Here is an 18,455-nt window from a genome sequence, read left to right as displayed (position 1 = left end):
TCTTTTTATCCCATTCTTACGGATGTTTTTAGAGCCACAGTCAGGACAATTCATGTTTTAGCACCCTATGTTCATACCCTATTATGCAACGCCAAATTATCTAGTTCAGAGGCGGTAAGGTCGCGCCATTGTCCCAATTGTAGGTCATCTAATTGTAGGTGAGCTATACTAACCCTGACCAGTCGCAAAGTCGGAAACCCGACAGCCGCAGTCATACGACGTACTTGGCGGTTTTTTCCCTCTGTCAAAGTCATTTCCAGCCAAGCTGTCGGTACATTTTTGCGAAATCTAATTGGTGGGGTGCGTTCGGGTAACTGTGGTTCTTCTGGTAATAGCTTAACTTCTGCTGGTTGAGTGCGGTAATCTTGAATTTCCACACCTGTTTGCAACCTTTTGATAGCTTCTGCATCTGGAATTCGCTCTACCTGTACCCAGTAAGTACGTTTATGACCAAAACGCGGATGGGCGAGGCGATGTTGCAATTGTCCATCGTTCGTTAACAGCAGTAATCCTTCACTATCCCAGTCTAAGCGTCCCACAGGATACACATCAGACACATCAATATAATCTTTTAAGGTGCTATGTGTGGGGGCATCTTTTGTAAACTGACTGAGAACGCCATAGGGTTTGTAAAAAATAATATATCGGTAATGATTAGTCATTTGTCATTGGTCATTTGTCATTGGTCATTGATCGAATGGCACTAAGAAAAGCGGAAACGCTTATCAATTAAGCAGTTTGTAATTGTTTACGTAATTCATGCCGTTCCTATTTTTGAAACATCTCTCCTTGATGCCCCATAAATTTCGCTGCGTCTGTAAATCACAGTTAGCGATCGCCTGACTCTCACTCATATTATGTGCGCTTAAAGACTTATCATTAAGACCTCAGAGGGGCGGAGGTGCAGAGGTACGGAGGGGAGGGGTTTTTGTGCTTTCTGCATAACATTCGGGAATTATAACTAATTAGCCGAACACGATATCATCTGATTACTGCTCAATGGCATTAAAAGCTGTAACCCTTATTCCTCATAGCTTAGAGCTTATCTTAGTGCCATTCGGTGCTATATCCCTGACCAATAGTAATCGGTTTATTTCCAGGTACTGTGGCGCTGCTGTGTTCAATTGTCCTCTCCTGTAGAGTGACCGCAGCGCGACCAGGCAGTGTGGTCGCCTGCTAACAACGCACGGCTCTGCATTGGCATCTGTTTGATATATAACTAACTGCATCAATTTTTGTCGCTGTGGTCTGCTATCTTGTAATGCCGTGCGCTAAGAGCGCCCCGCTTCGCTAACGTAGATGCTTGGCCACTTACGTCTAAATACTGGTGATAGCGATAAATCTGCCAAACTGTAGGCGTTACGAGTCAGCAATATTGCATCCGTCAGTTCAAAGGTCACATCATGCGCTCTACCTAAATGCTCATAAGCGGCTTGACGAAATTCTTCAAGTTTGGCAAGTTTCATATTGGCAGGTGAGAGTTTGTGGTTCTTCTCTCATCTACAGGCGTTGGGAGTCTGTGTTAACCGCAGACTGTCCCTCTAAAAATTTTATACTAACGACACGTACACTCCTTTGTTAACGATCGCCTGCTTTTAGTCTAAACTCCAGTTAACCTGAATCCTTACTTAAATAGGAGCTTTCAAAATTTTTTCCAAAATATCAACTGTTTCAAATACAGCCTGGTTATTAAGGGTGTTGAGATTAGCCCGGTAGTGAGAATAGTTTTCTGGTTGAATTAGCTTTTCGACAGCCCGCTCGATATTGTGAAAATTAGAAATTACAATCCCGAGTTCTTTATCCGTTATCCATTCACAAGAGAGTCTTTCCTGACTCATAGTGAAGGGATTGCGTTCTGTAATCACAGGTAACTTCATCGCTGTAGCCTCGGTGAGGCTACCAGGTCCTGGCTTACCAATAAAAAAATCGGCAAGATGCATATAATAAGGAATGTCTTCAGTAAAGGTAGTGACAAACCGCTTCTGAAAACCTTGACTTTGACGGAGTGCTGAAGCTAACTCTTCATTTCGCCCGCAAAGAAAAATGAGTTGGAGCTTGTCTTGAAAACATTCCAGACGTTGGGCAATTTCGAGTATAACCTTAGAGCCATAACCGCCAAACAGAACCAATCCAGTGGGCAAATCTGGATCTAGATCCAAGCGTTGTCTTTCGCTTCGGCGATCAACAGTAATGGGATCGTAGAACCGGGGATTAATGACCAATCCTGATGTGCGGAAGATTCGCTTTTCCTGATGCTCCAACGCGCGCGCTTGTTCGACTGCCTGTTCAGTAGGACAGATTAAGAATTGCTCCTGTGGTTCTATCCAGAAATGAGGAGGAGAATCCGCAAAATCCGTAAGAATAGTGACGAAGGGTGTTGTGGGTATTGCTTTTTGTAAGCTTTCCCTGAGTACTCGGTTATAAAATGGAATGCAGGATACTACTAAATCCGGCTGATTCTTCCGCCAGTGACTTTCAAGCAGAGCTATCAGCTCAGAAGAATTTTGACGAATGTTTGCCTTTGCCAAAGTCCGAAGTAATGGAAATAATGGAATGAGGAATGTCCAGCCTTTTTTTAGTACCAGGTTGTAGATATCATTTCCACTCTTACCAGTCATTCTGTAGAACATATCCGCATGTTCTATATTTTCAATTTCTTCAATATTGACTAGCTTAGGTTGCCAGTTCGGCTGTTGCTTCTTGATGACTTGGGACAAAGCATTTGCAGTGCTGCGGTGTCCACCACCACCACTATAAAAAATCAAATCTATTCTTGTCATCCAGTGACCTCTTCAAAAATGACTTTGGCAAAACCGCCCCACACATCTACATAACGCCCTCTTACTGAATAATTATCTACACAAATTATGCCACTAGTTAATTCTCTAATTCCTTTACGGATAGTATTTCTATCCCATCCCATCATAATAATTATCATTCCTATTTGTTGGTGATTTTATTTTTTGAACTTGCTCTAAGAGTCGAATGGCACTAAGAAAACCGTAAATTCCTGGTATTCCTGGCTTTTGGGTGTAGGTTGTGGGGAATTAAAAAGATGTTGTAGGATGTGACATACTCGCATTCAGTTGTCTTAAACACTACACCCAACACCCTACCCCCAACACCCTGACAAAAGCGAGGTTTCACATGAGTCTTCGCGCCATTCGATCCATTCACTGCTTAATAGCATAAATGTCTGTAATGCTTATGCACTAGAGCTTATAGCTTTTCTTAGTGCCATTCGGTCATTGCTCATTGGGCACTTGTACTGAGTGACTTGCCCTCTTGGTAGTCGTTGGCGCAGCCTCTCGTAGAGAAGGGAGTCGAAGTATTGGGCATTGGTCATTGGGTATAAGAGTTCGATAGTGGATTAACTTTACAGCAAGAAGTGCAAGCAATGAAAGCAATCGGCTGTCACCAAGCAATGAATTTAGATGGTGGTGCATTGAAAGCCTTTGCTGCTAACGGTAAAATTTTAGTTCCCGCCGGACGCTTACTAACTAATGTGATTGTTTGTTGTTTATGATGCTAAGAATCCTGCTCCTGCTGCTTTACAACAATCATGAGTCAGGTTTGAGAAAGGCGATCGCCCCATCATACCTGGTCGTTAAAAGCTTTTTATGGAGATTGCTGGAGTGCGATCGCTTATTTACAGCAGTTTTCATGTATTTGAACCACATCTGTTGTAGGGGCGCAAGGCCTTGCGCCCCTACCGCGTGGTCTATTTACCTGAAAATAGCTGTAACTGGCATTGCTAGAGTATCGATGAAAAAAAGTTTAAAATGCCGCAGCTACGCTCGTTGTAGACATCGCTTTTCTAAACGTCAAGGTATTATCTACTCGAACACCGTGCAGCATACATAAAGTCTGAGGTTTTGCATGAAAGTAGCAGTTTTCAGTACAAAAGCCTACGATCGGCAGTTTTTGTCAGCTGCAAATTCTCCCATCCAACACGAATTAGTGTTTTTTGAACCCCGTTTAAATCGGGATACGGCTATCCTTGCTGCCGGATTTCCGGCGGTTTGTGTATTTGTCCATGACCAGGTTGATGCCCCAACTTTAGAGATTCTCGCCTCAGGGGGAACTCGTCTGGTTGTGCTTCGCTGTGCAGGGTTTAACAATGTAGACTTACAAGCCACAGCAGATTTAGGAATTACTGTTGTGCGTGTTCCCGCCTATTCACCTTATGGGGTAGCAGAACACGCCGTAGGATTGATTTTGAGCTTAAATCGCAAAATTCATCGTGCCTATAACCGTGTCCGAGAAGGCAATTTTTCTTTAGATGGACTGTTGGGATTTAATTTGCACGAGCGCACAGTGGGAATTGTCGGCACTGGCAAAATCGGTCTGATTTTAGGACAGATTATGAAGGGGTTTGGCTGTCACCTACTCGCCTATGACGTTTATCGCAATCCCGAATTGGAGGCGCTAGGTGGAAAGTATGTAGAACTACCTGAGCTATTTGCCAATTCCGATATTATCTCCCTGCATTGCCCCCTGACTCTCGAAACCCATCACTTGATTAACACTGAGGCTATAAAACAGATTAAGCCAGGTGTGATGCTAATTAATACTAGCCGAGGAGCGCTGATTGATACCCAAGCTGTGATTGAGGGATTGAAGTCTGGTAAAATTGGCTATCTTGGTGTAGATGTCTACGAACAAGAATCGGAATTGTTCTTTGAGGATTTGTCTGGGGAAATTATTCAAGATGATATTTTCCAGCGTCTGACAACGTTCCCCAATGTACTCATTACTGGACATCAAGCCTTTTTTACAGCAGAAGCTCTCTACAATATTGCAGAAACAACTTTTGCTAATATTACCGATGTTGAACAGGGTCATTCTTGTGCAAATGAAATTCGCGCCTAAACCTTTAGCAATCTCAAATCCCAAATTGTGTTACCTCATAAATTATTAACACTTTTGCCCCCAGACATCACCAAGATGGTACACTACATCCATGCTAGGGGTGCCTAAATAACCAGGCTGAGATCACACCCTTAACACCTGAGTCTGGGTAATACCAGCGGAGGGAAGCTGTTTATTGAGGAATTACAATATGCGGACTGAATGGGTTGCTAAACGACGTGGGCAGGTTAATGTATCTCAAATGCATTACGCCCGCCAAGGTGTTATCACCGAAGAAATGCACTACGTCGCCAAACGGGAAAATCTCCCGGCCGATCTCATTCGTGAGGAAGTAGCGCGGGGACGAATGATTATCCCCGCTAATATTAATCACACTAATTTAGAGCCGATGGCTATTGGCATCGCCTCTAGATGTAAGGTAAATGCTAATATCGGCGCTTCCCCCAACTCTTCTAATCTTCAAGAAGAAGTTGATAAGCTGAATCTGTCCGTGAAGTATGGCGCTGATACCGTGATGGATTTGTCCACAGGTGGCGGTAACTTGGATGAAATTCGTACCGCAATCATCAAGGCTTCACCTGTTCCCATTGGTACAGTGCCAGTGTACCAAGCTTTAGAAAGCGTCCACGGCACAATCGAGAATCTGACTGCTGATGATTTTCTCCATATCATCGAAAAGCACGCCCAGCAAGGAGTAGACTATCAAACTATCCACGCAGGGATTTTGCTTGAGCATTTGCCTTTGGTGAGAAACCGGCTCACTGGTATTGTCTCTCGCGGCGGCGGGATTTTGGCGCGGTGGATGCTACATCACCACAAACAAAACCCGCTTTATACCCACTTCCAAGACATTATTGAGATTTTTAAAAAGTACGATGTCTCCTTCAGTTTAGGAGATTCCCTACGTCCCGGCTGCACCCATGATGCCTCAGATGAAGCACAATTAGCTGAATTGAAAACCCTCGGACAGCTAACTCGCAAAGCCTGGGAAGATGATGTACAGGTGATGGTGGAAGGGCCTGGACACGTGCCAATGGATCAAATTGAGTTCAACGTCCGTAAGCAGATGGAAGAGTGTTCAGAAGCACCTTTCTATGTTTTGGGGCCATTGGTAACAGACATTGCTCCCGGTTATGACCACATCACTTCAGCTATTGGAGCCGCAATGGCTGGATGGTACGGTACTGCAATGCTGTGTTATGTAACACCTAAAGAACATTTGGGTCTACCAAATGCCGAAGATGTGCGAAATGGGTTGATTGCCTATAAAATAGCAGCTCATGCGGCTGATATTGCTAGACATCGCCCTGGTGCAAGGGATAGAGATGATGAACTTTCCAAGGCGCGTTACAACTTCGATTGGAACCGTCAGTTTGAATTATCACTCGATCCAGAAAGAGCCAAGGAATATCACGATGAAACTCTGCCAGCAGATATTTATAAAACTGCTGAGTTTTGTTCGATGTGTGGGCCTAAGTTCTGCCCAATGCAAACTAAGGTTGATGCTGATGCGCTGACAGAATTAGAGAAGTTCTTGGCGAAAGAGGCTGTGACTCAAAGCTAACAGATTAGACCTCTTGCAAAAGTCGGAAAACCGCTGTAACTGGTATCAACTATAAGTTAAAACTCTTTTAAAACCTCATTCCCAGTCGGAGACTGGGAATGAGACAAAATGGTTTTGCTTCTCTCAAAATATCAGGTTAGGTTTTGCGATCGCACTTTTACTTCCTACAAGAGTAATCCAATTGCTATCGCTCCCCAATCAAAGCTAAATCAGTAATTCTGGTTGGTAATCTATGCGATCACATTTAATCGCGCCTACTTACTTCGGTAAAACCAGGCTTTGACGCACAGCACGCTTGCGGTCGCTTTTACGAATACCTCCAGCCATCTGATACTCATGGCTATTATTACCATATTTATAAGCAATACCACGCAAAATTTTCTCAGAATAGTCTGCCAAATCTTGTTCATTTTCAACGATCTGGGTTAGTAAGACATCAATAGTGGAGAGCGTAGTATTGTATGCTTCTAAAGATTGACGGAGACTTTCGATTTTTTCAGTATAATCTTTGACTGTTAAGCTCTCTCCGACATCGAGAGTTGGACTAATAGATTTAATGCTTGCTAGACGTAGTTCAGCTTTGCCAAGAGTACGTGAATTGCGTTTTGACCTTGCCATAATTAATACTCATTTTCTGAATTCCTGATAACTCTATAGTGGACAATTGTTGAAAAAGTTGTCATACGTGAAATTGTTGATTTTTCTAAAAAAGCCTAAAATTTAAATCCCATACAACATTTTTTGCCAATTGAAACCATATTTATTGTTGAAGCACAGCAGTGCTGTACCTCAAAAGCCTGTTCTATTTAAGGGAAGATGCTGTAACACAAGTCTGTTTCTGATAACGTGAAGGCGGAAGCTGTTACAGGCTGCGCGTAACAGGGAAACGTGAAGGCGGAAGCTGCTACAGGCTGCGCGTAACACGGAAACGTGAAAGCGGAAGCTGCTACAGGCTGCGCGTAACACGGAAACGTGAAGGCGGAAGCTGCTACAGGCTGCGCGAAACACGGAAACGTGAAAGCGGAAGCTCCTACAGACTGCGCGTAACACGGAAACGTCAAGACGAAAGTTCCTACAGGGAAGAATATTTTGATTTTTGCTCAGTAATATGTGGTTATTTAACAGAGCATTAAAAATACCCCACCCTAGCCTTCCCCTTGCTAAGGTTTCCTACTACCCCTATCCCCTCTGCTTTCAACCTGCCTACATGAGCCTGCAAGTTAATTTCGCTCTTTTTCACTTATATGCTTACCCCTTATCTTAGAGATTCTTAGAAGGGATTTATTACACAGTGCGATCGCCCCCTCCCCCCCTACAGCTGCTCCATCTTCACCCCTGCCACTTCCATCATCACCGTAGTAATCGGCACGAGTCGCCCCACAGTGGTGTAATAGCTATTCCCCACTGGTGTTGTAGTCGAGCGCTCCCGAAACCGCCGCATGGTGATGTGAAACCACTCCCGCGTTTTTGGCATCGGCAACCGATACAAAAGCCGCGTATTGACAAAGTAATAAAACAGCCAGTCTGCCTCGGTATAGAGAAAGCAGCCGGGGGTTCCCTTCTCTAGGTTGCTGTGTGTCTCGAAGAACAAGTTACGAGTTTTATTCCACCTATCGCCCTTAATCTCAATTAAGATTTCGCCACTGTGCGTTGTCCAGATGAGGTCAATATCTCTGCGTTGATAGTCTTGGTCATCCTCAACATTAACAACATTAATAGTTTCTGGCTTTGACCACAACCACGCCTCAATGTCAGCAGCAGCTTGTTTAGCTACCTGCACCGCGTCATCCATACTGTAGACGTAGGTCATAGTTTTAGTTCTACCATTAAAATTATTTAGTACAATTGTATTATTGATTGATATAGAAAATTAATTTATGCACCTTCTGTGGTTTCGTCGAGATTTACGTTTGACTGACAATGAAATTGTTGCTTTAGCGTCTGCTAATAATGCTACAGTTTTAGCATTCTTTATCATCGACCCTTGGTTTTATCAATGGGTTGATGTAGGTAAAGCACGGGTGCGGTTTTTGTTTGAGTCTTTAGAGAATCTAGATAGCAATTTACAAAAATTAGGCAGCAAATTAATATTATTTGAAGGTGATTCTGTAAAAATTATACAAGAATTAACTCAACAATTAACACAGCAGGGGCATAGACCAAAACTCTACTTTAATCGTGATGTACAAGTTGAGTATGGTGTTAGTCGAGACAAGGCTATTGTTCATTTTTATCAACAGCTAAATCTTAATTATCACATGGGGTTAAATAATTTTTTACAATTGGAAGATAAACGTGAGCATTGGTATAACGAGTATTACACATACCAAAGACAACCTATTTACCCAAAACCTACTAGTATTAATACTCCGTCACTGTCTCTAAATATTCCCTATCTGACATTTACAGAATTAAAACAAAAGTATTCAGCCTTTTGTCAAACAGAACAGGTATATTTTATTGGTGGAGAAACACAGGCACAAAGTACATTAAATTCATTTCTTAAAAGTAGATTTAATGGCTATCATTGGAAACTTTCACGCCCTTGGTTAGCACAGCAAGGAGCAACATCGCATTTATCACCACATCTGACTTTTGGTACAATTTCAACTCGCATTGTTTACCAAGAGACTAAGGTAAGGGCAGCAGAACTTACAAATCAGCCCAAGGCAGAATTTTCCTTAAAAGCATATCGTGACCGCCTACGCTGGCACGATAGTTTTACACAACGTCTTTATTTTTATCCAGAAATAGCTTATCAAAACCGCTACCCGGAATTTGATGAATGGTATACGCCCCTAGAGCTACCATCACAAAAGCAAGAACTGTTTCAGGCATGGCTTGAAGGGTTAACAGGCTTTCCTCTCGTAGATGCCAGTATGCGACAACTAAAAACTATGGGTTGGATGAACTTTCGCATGAGGGCAATGTGTGCCACATTTTTAACTATCAACTGTGGTATTTCCTGGCATCACGGGGCTAAACATTATATGAACTATTTAGTAGATGGAGATTTAGCAATTGATAATTGGCAGTGGCAGATGCAATCAGGTGTTACTAATCCCTTAAGTGATACTTTTCGCATATATAACCCAAATAAGAATATTCAGGAAAAAGACCCAGACCTCAAATTTATTTACTATTGGATAAGCGAACTAAAAGGGTACAGTCTACCAGAAATTATTCAAGGTAAATATATTGGCACTAGTTCTTATCCACAAACTATTTTAGATTGGGCTAAAACCCGCAAAACTAACGGTAAAATCATCTCTGACCTTCGGAAAAAAGTAAGAGAAAGGTTAACTCTCCAGGGTGGAACAGAATATGAAAGTGCAGTTGCAGCTAAAGAAACAGTCAATAAATACTGGCAGCACAAAGATAGACAGTACAAAGAATTCAAGGAATTAGAGGCAGAACTAGAGTAGTTAACGGGACTTAGACAAAAATTAAGCCCAAATAAAGCCTAAACTGGCGGTATAGAGAAATACTTGTGTTTAACTGATTCATCCCGCATTTATGCAACGCCTAAAATCCAATTTCAATGGTCAAACTGCGAATCTTTCCTGTATCTCCCTCAGCTTTATCTGCAACTTCCAGAGTCCAGGTTCCTTGGGGACTTTTACCTTTAAAGGCAGCAAGTTGAAGGGTGTTTACCTCGTCATAAGTTGTTTTAATATTATCTGTAGCTCCGCCCTGGCGATCGTGCAGAACTATGGGAAGTATGCCTATTTGCACCGGGGGAAGAAGAGTAACGATAAGATCCCCAATATACGTATGCTCGATATCTACATTAACTTTGATGGATTTTAGGAGGGTAGTATTAGCGATCGCCACCGACAATGTTGATGTTTGCAAGTCGTTAATTGGGATATCTTGCACTGCCTGGAAAATACTAATGGGCGATGTTTGAGCAGGCTTGGCTAATTCTACAGCTTTCAGAGCATTGATTCGACCGTAACCGTAGAAGGGGCTGCGACCATTGGCATCATATTTACCTCCGGCTGAATCGATGCGATCGCAGGAGCGTTTTATAATGTCTCGCACTTCATCCCAACGCAGATTTGGGTTTCTGGCAAAAATCAAGGCTGCTACACCTGCTGCACCTGGACAGGAACTAGAAGTTCCGCCAAATTCGTTCGTATAATTGCCTAAAGCTTCACCCAGATTTCGATTACCCGAATTATAACCAAGTACACCAGAGCGATCAGTTGTCCAAATTCCCGTGGTTTGAGAACTGTCACCATTGTTGCTGGGGAAGGCGCACCAAACTGCCTGACCAAAATCACTGTAAGCGCTTCTGGTACCGTAGTCGTTACAAGCTGCCACCGCAATCACCTTTTGGTAGCTGGCGTAGCCGTCGTTATCGACGCTTTCGTTACCATTGCCAGCTGCGAATAAAATTACACACCCCTTGCCATTGCGTCCTTTATTGATTGCAAAGTCTATAGCAAGTCGTGTGGAATCAGGCAAAGGTACTTTTTGCTTGTGTGCAGGATCGTCTGGCTCAAACCAAGTACCATCTGCTGGGCCCCAGCTACAAGAAATAACATCAGCACCATTTTGAGCCGCCCAAACAAAAGCATCTGCTTCATCTTGTGACCCCAGCGCCGAAGCTAGACGAATCGGCATGAGTTTTGCACCCGGTGCCACACCAGATGCCCCAAAGTTGCCGTTTCCACAAGCTACTCCTGCACAGGATGTACCGTGGTTATTATCATTTCCCGGTCTGGGATTGTTCGTTTTACGTGTGACATCACGCGGGGCAACAATCTTGCCAGAGGAACGGAACTCTTCATGATCGAGATCCACACCATCGTCGATAATTGCAATAATTGTCCCAGTGCCATTGCTCAACTTCCAAGCGGCTTCAACGTTGGCATGGGCGTTAATGATCTTACCGTTAATTGTTGTTTGTTTTAAGTGCCACTGCTGCGGGAAAACCTGACGTTGGCGTGACTCACGTGCTAGTTCAGGATGGCACAGTTCAACTGATTCTTCATTTAGAAGTCTCTCGGCAATGTCAAAGACGGCTATGCCAGTATTTGCAGGCGCACTGACAAAATAAGCATTTCGTGCGTATTCAAGTTGGCGTTTAATTGTTAAGTTGTAACGTCTTAAAACCTCTTGGCAGACCCTTGACTCTTCTTCGCTATCAAATTTAATAAAAAGGTTTTCAGTATAAACTACAGCTTGTTGGGATACTGGATCGATTAAGACACGTCCGGCAAATTGGACTTCGGACTCATTGTTGAGAATTTCACGAGCGCGATCGCGCAAAGCCACACCCTGATTCGGAACTTTTGCTTGCAAAATTTCTACACCCGCTTGCCGAAACCGTGTTTTTAACTCAAATTGATTGAGGATGCTACGAGCTATGGGTGATACAGGTGCGACTTCAAAGGATCTTGCACCAACAAGAGTGCTGCGGCTTTCGGTACGCACTACAACGTGTTCGTTACTGATAGCAAATTCATATTGTTGGCCATTCTGTCCACCATAGCGAACCTGAACCATTGTTTAATCTCCTAAATGTTTTGAAAATTGGGAATTGAGCATTGGGAAACCGTATTATGCCTTACTTTTAAAGCTTGCTGCACCCATCGTAGGCTGACGTTTACTTTATGGATGCTTCTGATTTCATGTGTTATATGTGTATTACGAGACAGAATTTAATCTATCTAAGTTCATACAAACCTTTGATTAGTCTTTCCAGAAAAGAGGGGATTCAAAATCAGGTTGTTTTAAGAATCTTCACGATCAGTAGGGGCGTATAACTGTGAATCACGATGAAAAGAATGTATTTCATACCACTGAAAAACGCTATAACATCATTAGAACTTGAGAAATATGTTTTATTTTCCGGTTGAGTATTTTCTACAGGTGTACTCTCTACCCCTGATTGGTGAAGTGAGATTTCAAAAAGACTACTTTTCTGAGTATCCTGAACAAATTCGCGTTGGTAGCGATGCCTACGACGGGCTACGCCTACGCACTGCTGTATCTTACATTCGTAAACCTGGGTACTATGCAGTACATTACAATCAACCCAGCACTGTGGCAATAGGAGCAATTTTCCAACTTAACGGCGGTGCAATCGCAGTTTTTTCAGGCGAACCCAATCAATCAGAACAGGGTATATTGAGTCCGGTTTATAGATTAGAATCTAATGGTTCTGTAGCAGTACCAACTGGACTGGTTTTTATCCGCTTTGCTGAAGGCGTTGATGTGGAGTCGCAGCACGAGGCAATTAATCGAGCGGGTTACAAAGTTGCACAAAGCCTTTCTTATGCGCCTCATACCGCTTGGTTACGTGCCCAATCAGGTAATATTGTTGATGCAATCGCTGGGATTTCTCAGTTAGAAGCGATCGCTAATGTTGAGAATGTCGAACCTCAAATGCTTATGGAAAGAGGTTTTAGATAAATTACAAATTATACATCTGGTAAAAGTAAGTGGGACGATCGTCAATTCGTTAGCTAAATAAACTTTTTTGGTTGAATGACTAAATTTATCCATGACCAATTTGCTCTCATACTATTTGAAAGAATTACTAAAACCTGATGGAGAAGTGCAAGGTTCTAGTCGTGTGGCGGGAGAAGTTCGAGAAATCGATGTTTTATATCATGTCCGCTTGATTACTTCTTAAACCCGAAGAACCCCACCCCGCCAAAGCTACGCTTCGTCTCCCCTCCCGAAGAGCGGGGAGGGGATTAAGGGGAGCCAGTGCGTTGGGGAGACAGCGCCGTGGGCGGGTTTCCCGACTTGAGGCGACTGTCGTCGGCTCTGCCGACTTGAAGCACCTGGCGTGTGGGGTGTAATAACTAGGGGAATCATAACTAATTATGCGGAGATGATATTATCTCACTCTAACTTTAAGATACTTTAATTATCAACGCACAGCTTTCAAGGTATCGTAAAGTAGCTTGTAGCGCTTAAACCCTGCTTCATACAAAGAATTTGCCTGCGGCTGTACTACATTACTATCCTGCGGTAAAATCTTGAGTGCAGCTGCTAAATTGGGGTAAACACCAATCCCCACCATTGCCAAAATAGCTGCTCCGTAAGCAGCTCCTTCTTCAGCTTTGGGAGCAATGAGTTTTGTTTGCAAAACATCTGCCAAAATTTGCAACCAGATGTGAGAACGTGCGCCTCCACCCGTTGCTAAGAGTTGATCGAGGGGAGCGATCGCACTAATTACCTCCAATGCTGACCGCAAGCTAAATGCAACCCCCTCCAGCACGGCGCGAGTTATATCTGCTTGCGTATGAGTTAATGACAAATTCACGAAAGCACCACGAGTCTCTGGATCGAGGTGGGGACTACGTTCTCCTGCAAGGTGGGGTAGAAATAGAATACCACGCGCACCAGGCTGCGATCGCTCTGCCATATCCATCAAATCGGTGTAGGATATATGCGGGGCAAATGTATCTCGATACCAACGCAGAGAACCACCAGCCGCCAGCGTTACTCCCAGCAGATGATAGCCACCATCTACATGACAGAACAAATGTACCCGACCTTCGGGATCGGGAACTGGGCGATGTCTACCACGGGCTACGCCTACGCACGGTGCAAAAATAACTCCCGATGTGCCAATACTCAAACTACCCCGGTTCAGGTTGCTTGATGAAATGCCCAAACCGATGGCTGCTGCGGCATTGTCACCTCCACCTGCGATTACAGGTAATCCTACAGGTAATCCCACACGAGCAGCTATTTCTGATTTTAGGCGTCCAGCGATCGCGGTAGATTCAATGACTGGGGGGAACAACGCTGGATTGATATCAAGAGCATGGAGAATATCTGTATCCCATTGCCGATTTGCCAGATTCAGACAGCCAACACCAGACGCATCAGATGGTTCTGTCACTGCTTCACCTGTTAGCACATATCCCAGATAATCTTTTGGTAAAAGAATTTGCCACAACCGAGAGTAGGCTTGTGGTTCTTCAGTCCGCAACCATAGAAGCTTTGGTAGTTGAAACCCTGTAATTGCCGGATTTCCAGTGCGCTGGATTAACTCCTGACGGGGAATAGTGGCTTCAATCTCAACAACAGCTTTACCCGTGCGCTGATCGTTCCACAAAATTGCCGGTCTAATTGCTTTGCCATCCGCGTCGAGAGGAACCATGCCATGCATTTGTCCAGATAAACCGAGGGCAATCGTTCGGTATCCGTCTAGCTGTTGAGTAACATCGAACAGAGCATCCAAACTGGCTTCCACCCAATTCGATGAGTTTTGTTCCGTCCAACCGGGTTGTGGAGTTAACAGAGGATAGCTTCTGGTTGACTGAGCGATAATTTGCCCTTGCAGATTAACTGCGATCGCTCGTACTCCTCCTGTACCCAAGTCTAAACCAACTACGATATCAGTCAATTGTCCCTCCAAATTCTTAATCCTAAATCAGCAATCTTACAGCAGTTTGCATATATTTAAGACCATACTCTGATTTTTATAACTAGAGCGCCAGTCTAGTAGAAAGTGTTGACATAATGCTATGTCGCTAAAAAATCAAGCCTAGTTCAGAAACCACTCAAAATAGCTATAGCGGTTATCAGTCTTCTGAAGTACAGTAGCAGCAGTGAGTAAACCAACCCAGTAAATTTTCTATCGTCACTTCTGCAAATGCCGCATCTAATGCCTTGAGTAAATCAGGATACGTCCTTGCACCGATGCGACGGAGAATGTTTTTAATCTTAGACCAACAGTTCTCACGCTTGTGAAAAATCGGGGGAGTAGGGGGGGAGATAAATGAGGCGAGCTCCTGCGGCGGTAAACAAGGCTTCAAGTTCATCACTTTTATGAATCGAGCAGTTATCCATGATCACTACTGCACCAGGACTTAGTTTGGGTACGAGCTTTTGAGCGATGAAGGCATCAAAAGTCAAAGCATCAATAGAACCTAAGCCACTCCACTGGGTGAGCAATCCCTTCAAGCTAATGGCACCAATCACCGAGACATTTCTCCCTTTGCGATTTGGCTTTGGAGCATAGGCCCGTTCCCCTGGTAGGGCGCGGGCATATTTGCGAATGAAGGACAAATTAACCCCCGATTCATCTAAGAAAATCAGATTTTCCACGGGTATCCCCCTTAAGAGTTTCCAGTACTCAAATCGAGCCAGTTGGACTTCATCAGTGCCTTTTTTCGTAGGGTGGAGACTTTTTTTTGAGGTTTAGGTTGAGTTTCCGACGAACCATCCGATTCACCGTCGCCACCCCAATTAACACCTCTGTTTTCTCGTAAAGTCGTTCCCGCAATTCGCTTAACGTCGCATCGGGCTGTGCTGCGACGAGTTGACCCAGGATTTCGATCTGTTCGGCATTCAACTTTGTTGGCGTCTGCTCAGTACGCACCTTGGCGCTGATCGTGCCCAATTCACGATGGCGTTTGAGTAAATTTTGGACAAAACTTAAGGTGACGCCAAAGTTTTTAGCCAGTTTTCGTTGGGAAATGTCACCGCAGGCATAAGCATCAACAACTTTCTGACGCAAGTCGAGAGAGTAAGCTTTCATAGCGACCAGTTATCAGTAGAATTGCTTTCTCCTAAGTGTACTGAACTGGACTGATAACCGCTATAGTTGAGTCAAAGTACCTGCTATTGGGTCATCAATCGGGATGGAGTTACCTTGGTCATCGTAGCCATTCAGGTAACGGAACCAAGCAGCAACCGTGAGGCTCATGTAATCAATCGCCCCACCCTTGCGTAGCGCGTCATGAACTGAGCCTAAAACAAATTTTGGCATTTTGGCGGAGCTATTGAGGCACAGACGCGGCAGTTGATCGCGAATCTTGGGATTGGCAAAGCGTTCAATTAAGGTCTTTTTATAATCGTCTAAATCAATTCCCGGCACAGATTGCAGTGTTGGCGTAACTTCTGCCATCAAATTATCGACGGCTTGCCGAATTAATGGATCAGCCATGACCTCATGAACGTAGGTGTAACCTGCCAAGGAGCCGAGATAGCCAATCAGCAAGTGACTGGCGTTGAGTAGCCGGATTTTCATCATCTCGTAGGGATGAACATCGCTGGTCATCTGCACGCCAACTGATTCCCAATCGGGTCTACCTGCGCTGAAATTGTCTTCGACTACCCACTGAAGAAACGGTTCGGCAACAACTGGAAAAGCATCATCGATATTAAACTGTTCCGCCACCATTTTGATATCTGCTGGGGTGGTGGCGGGGGTAATGCGATCGACCATGCAGTTGGGAAAGGCTACTTGTTCGGCAATCCAACTTCCCAATTCCAGGTTCTGCATTTGGGCAAATGCGGTTAACATTTTGCGGGCAATGTTGCCGTTACCTTGCAAATTGTCGCAGGACAAGACGGTAAACGGTGCTATTCCTTGTTGACGGCGGCGATTAAGAGCTGCTGTCAAAAAGCCATATACTCCTATTGGCTCGTCGGGATGCTGCAAATCGTACTGAATTGTTTGGTGATTGGCATCGAATTCACCGCTACCTTCAATATAGTAATAGCCTCCTTCGGTAATGGTGAGGGTGACGATGCGGCATTTGGGATCTGCTAAGGTGTCAATTACTGCTTGGCGGTTATCTGGAGCAAACAAATATTTTGTAATTGCTCCAATCACACGAGCGCGATCGCCTGATGGTGATCTTTCCACTAAGGTATACAAACAATCTTGAGAATTCAGTGCATCCCGCATCCGTTTATCGAATTCTAGTAGCCCAACTCCGCAGATTCCCCATTCACTATCGGGATTTTGATAAAAGTAATTATCCAGATATAATGCCTGATGTGCGCGATGGAACCCACCCACACCGATATGGACAATACCGTTAGTAATTTGATGGCGATCGTAATTGGGTACGCGAATGTTATTTCCTAAATGAGACAGAGATGTTTCATTCAGCTTGATTGCTGATCCTGTGCTGATATTGCTGTTCATGTGATTGATTCTGGGTTAGGTGGTGACGATGAACTTTGGGAATGGCTTCACCGTTTTGATCAAACAGATGGCAAAGCTCACCATTAATGTAAATCGGAACGTAATCGTGCATAATGGCTGGATTATCTCCATCTGTTTGCACAACTATAGTTTCGCCACCGGCAATTTTGATGTAGAGATAGGTTTCTTTGCCTAATCGTTCTACAACTAATACTTCACCATTCACGCTTGGGTTATTTTGATCGAGTTCCAGATGTTCGGGACGAATCCCTAATGTTGCTCTATCCCCAACTGACAGGGTTTGAGGCTTCACCGGAATCATTACAGTTGCGTCACCAGGGAGTCTGACTGTTGCCCCAGAGTCATTGACGGCTGACACCGTAACCGAGATAAAGTTCATTTTCGGTGAACCAATAAATCCGGCAACAAATAGATTGCGGGGATGATGGTACACTTCCAAAGGAGAACCCACTTGTTCGATGATACCGCCTTGTAATACCACAATTTTGTCGGCAAGGGTCATTGCCTCAACTTGATCGTGGGTAACATAAATCATCGTAGCTTGCAGGCTGTCGTGTAAACTGGCAAGCTCAATCCGCATCTGCACCCGCAAAGAAGCATCCAGGTTGGACAATGGCTCATCAAACATGAACTCCCTTATACGGAGTTGGTTGTGCAGATGGACGGGTAACATCAGCAGATTGGATCGCTCCCAGCACGATTTCAGCAAAGGGTGCAGCTTTTTGATAATTGGGATTTTGATATGTGGAAGTCCGAGTCCCTGGTGGTACGGCAACCCAGCCATTTTCCTTAGCAACCAGTTGAATATATTCCTTTTTGCGAGAAAGCCCTTGCATCACCACCATGTCGCCATTATTAACAGTGGTGATCGTTAGTTTAGTTTTCTCTGCGGCTTGGGAGCGCGGTGAACAAGCATATAGCAAATGCACCAGCATCACTCCAGCGAGAAATGCAGCTAGCACTTTAGCGAAGCGGCGAATACGCATCGCATAACTCCTTTAAAGTAAAAAACCGAACGAAATAAATTTTTGATTTTATGCTCTATTTTTGGGCAAAAGCTCAATAATAGAAATCATACCAATCTGA

The 18,455-nt window shown here is 44.0% G+C and carries 17 protein-coding genes, 1 pseudogene and 1 riboswitch; of the genes and pseudogenes, 6 read left to right on the top strand and 12 right to left on the bottom strand.

Annotated features, from left to right (window positions below; genetic code table 11):
* Positions 1 to 71 precede the first annotated feature (71 nt).
* The 3 genes from V7L12_RS07475 to V7L12_RS07465 form a co-directional block, all read right to left on the bottom strand.
* Positions 72 to 662 carry an rRNA large subunit pseudouridine synthase E gene (locus V7L12_RS07475; RefSeq protein WP_335083485.1) on the bottom strand — a complete coding sequence of 197 codons (591 nt, stop codon included), beginning with the start codon at positions 660 to 662 and terminating at the stop codon, positions 72 to 74.
* A gap of 609 nt (positions 663 to 1,271) precedes the next feature.
* Positions 1,272 to 1,466: a hypothetical protein gene (locus V7L12_RS07470; RefSeq protein ID WP_335083483.1), complete on the bottom strand. Its 195-nt coding sequence runs from the start codon at positions 1,464 to 1,466 to the stop codon at positions 1,272 to 1,274.
* Positions 1,467 to 1,628: 162 nt separating this feature from the next.
* Positions 1,629 to 2,780: a glycosyltransferase gene (locus tag V7L12_RS07465; RefSeq protein WP_334817445.1), complete on the bottom strand. Its 1,152-nt coding sequence runs from the start codon at positions 2,778 to 2,780 to the stop codon at positions 1,629 to 1,631.
* Between the two features lie 617 nt (positions 2,781 to 3,397).
* Between V7L12_RS07465 and V7L12_RS07460 the strand changes: the two genes are divergently transcribed.
* From V7L12_RS07460 to thiC, 3 genes are all read left to right on the top strand, one after another.
* Positions 3,398 to 3,526, top strand: coding sequence for a hypothetical protein (locus V7L12_RS07460; protein ID WP_335083481.1), 129 nt, complete (start codon positions 3,398 to 3,400; stop codon positions 3,524 to 3,526).
* 353 nt (positions 3,527 to 3,879) lie between these two features.
* Complete coding sequence (locus V7L12_RS07455; protein WP_335083479.1) at positions 3,880 to 4,872, top strand: 2-hydroxyacid dehydrogenase; 993 nt, start codon at positions 3,880 to 3,882, stop codon at positions 4,870 to 4,872.
* Between the two features lie 86 nt (positions 4,873 to 4,958).
* A riboswitch (TPP riboswitch) is annotated at positions 4,959 to 5,055 on the top strand.
* Positions 5,056 to 5,062: 7 nt separating this feature from the next.
* Positions 5,063 to 6,436, top strand: coding sequence for a phosphomethylpyrimidine synthase (gene thiC, locus V7L12_RS07450; RefSeq protein ID WP_334817451.1), 1,374 nt, complete (start codon positions 5,063 to 5,065; stop codon positions 6,434 to 6,436).
* A 258-nt stretch (positions 6,437 to 6,694) separates the two neighbouring features.
* Here the strand turns inward: thiC and V7L12_RS07445 are convergent, their stop codons facing one another.
* Together V7L12_RS07445 and V7L12_RS07440 are read right to left on the bottom strand one after the other, a co-directional pair.
* Positions 6,695 to 7,054: a hypothetical protein gene (locus V7L12_RS07445; protein WP_334817453.1), complete on the bottom strand. Its 360-nt coding sequence runs from the start codon at positions 7,052 to 7,054 to the stop codon at positions 6,695 to 6,697.
* A gap of 694 nt (positions 7,055 to 7,748) precedes the next feature.
* The gene (locus V7L12_RS07440) at positions 7,749 to 8,246 is read right to left on the bottom strand and encodes a hypothetical protein (protein WP_334817455.1); all 498 of its coding nucleotides are present in this window, start codon (positions 8,244 to 8,246) and stop codon (positions 7,749 to 7,751) included.
* Positions 8,247 to 8,313: 67 nt separating this feature from the next.
* On the opposite strand from V7L12_RS07440, the gene V7L12_RS07435 reads away from it, so the two are divergent.
* Positions 8,314 to 9,861, top strand: a complete 1,548-nt coding sequence (locus tag V7L12_RS07435; RefSeq protein ID WP_335083477.1) for an FAD-binding domain-containing protein — start codon at positions 8,314 to 8,316, stop codon at positions 9,859 to 9,861.
* Positions 9,862 to 9,961: 100 nt separating this feature from the next.
* Here the strand turns inward: V7L12_RS07435 and V7L12_RS07430 are convergent, their stop codons facing one another.
* Complete coding sequence (locus V7L12_RS07430) at positions 9,962 to 11,950, bottom strand: S8 family serine peptidase (protein ID WP_335083476.1); 1,989 nt, start codon at positions 11,948 to 11,950, stop codon at positions 9,962 to 9,964.
* 333 nt (positions 11,951 to 12,283) lie between these two features.
* On the opposite strand from V7L12_RS07430, the gene V7L12_RS07425 reads away from it, so the two are divergent.
* Positions 12,284 to 12,859: a hypothetical protein gene (locus tag V7L12_RS07425; protein ID WP_335083475.1), complete on the top strand. Its 576-nt coding sequence runs from the start codon at positions 12,284 to 12,286 to the stop codon at positions 12,857 to 12,859.
* Between the two features lie 75 nt (positions 12,860 to 12,934).
* Positions 12,935 to 13,058 (top strand): annotated as a pseudogene (locus V7L12_RS07420) (DUF4351 domain-containing protein); the annotation flags it as partial.
* A 267-nt stretch (positions 13,059 to 13,325) separates the two neighbouring features.
* On the opposite strand, the gene xylB reads toward V7L12_RS07420, so the two are convergent.
* The 6 genes from xylB to V7L12_RS07390 form a co-directional block, all read right to left on the bottom strand.
* Positions 13,326 to 14,813 (bottom strand): xylulokinase, encoded by a 1,488-nt coding sequence (gene xylB, locus V7L12_RS07415; protein ID WP_335083474.1) that lies wholly within the window; start codon positions 14,811 to 14,813, stop codon positions 13,326 to 13,328.
* 335 nt (positions 14,814 to 15,148) lie between these two features.
* Positions 15,149 to 15,517 carry a transposase gene (locus tag V7L12_RS07410; protein ID WP_335083472.1) on the bottom strand — a complete coding sequence of 123 codons (369 nt, stop codon included), beginning with the start codon at positions 15,515 to 15,517 and terminating at the stop codon, positions 15,149 to 15,151.
* Positions 15,518 to 15,569: 52 nt separating this feature from the next.
* Positions 15,570 to 15,950, bottom strand: a complete 381-nt coding sequence (locus V7L12_RS07405) for a transposase (RefSeq protein ID WP_335083470.1) — start codon at positions 15,948 to 15,950, stop codon at positions 15,570 to 15,572.
* A gap of 60 nt (positions 15,951 to 16,010) precedes the next feature.
* Complete coding sequence (locus tag V7L12_RS07400; RefSeq protein WP_335083468.1) at positions 16,011 to 17,348, bottom strand: mannitol dehydrogenase family protein; 1,338 nt, start codon at positions 17,346 to 17,348, stop codon at positions 16,011 to 16,013.
* Positions 17,305 to 17,997: a TOBE domain-containing protein gene (locus V7L12_RS07395; RefSeq protein WP_335083466.1), complete on the bottom strand. Its 693-nt coding sequence runs from the start codon at positions 17,995 to 17,997 to the stop codon at positions 17,305 to 17,307. Before V7L12_RS07395 ends, V7L12_RS07400 begins: the two co-directional genes overlap by 44 nt.
* Positions 17,990 to 18,355: a hypothetical protein gene (locus tag V7L12_RS07390; protein ID WP_335083464.1), complete on the bottom strand. Its 366-nt coding sequence runs from the start codon at positions 18,353 to 18,355 to the stop codon at positions 17,990 to 17,992. The genes V7L12_RS07395 and V7L12_RS07390 overlap by 8 nt, the downstream gene beginning before the upstream one ends.
* Between the last annotated feature and the right edge of the window lie 100 nt (positions 18,356 to 18,455).

Source organism: Nostoc sp. (assembly GCF_036918245.1).
Taxonomy (GTDB): Bacteria; Cyanobacteriota; Cyanobacteriia; order Cyanobacteriales; family Nostocaceae; genus Nostoc.
The sequence above is the reverse complement of the archived record's forward strand: the minus strand, read 5'-3'. Positions and strand labels throughout refer to the sequence as shown.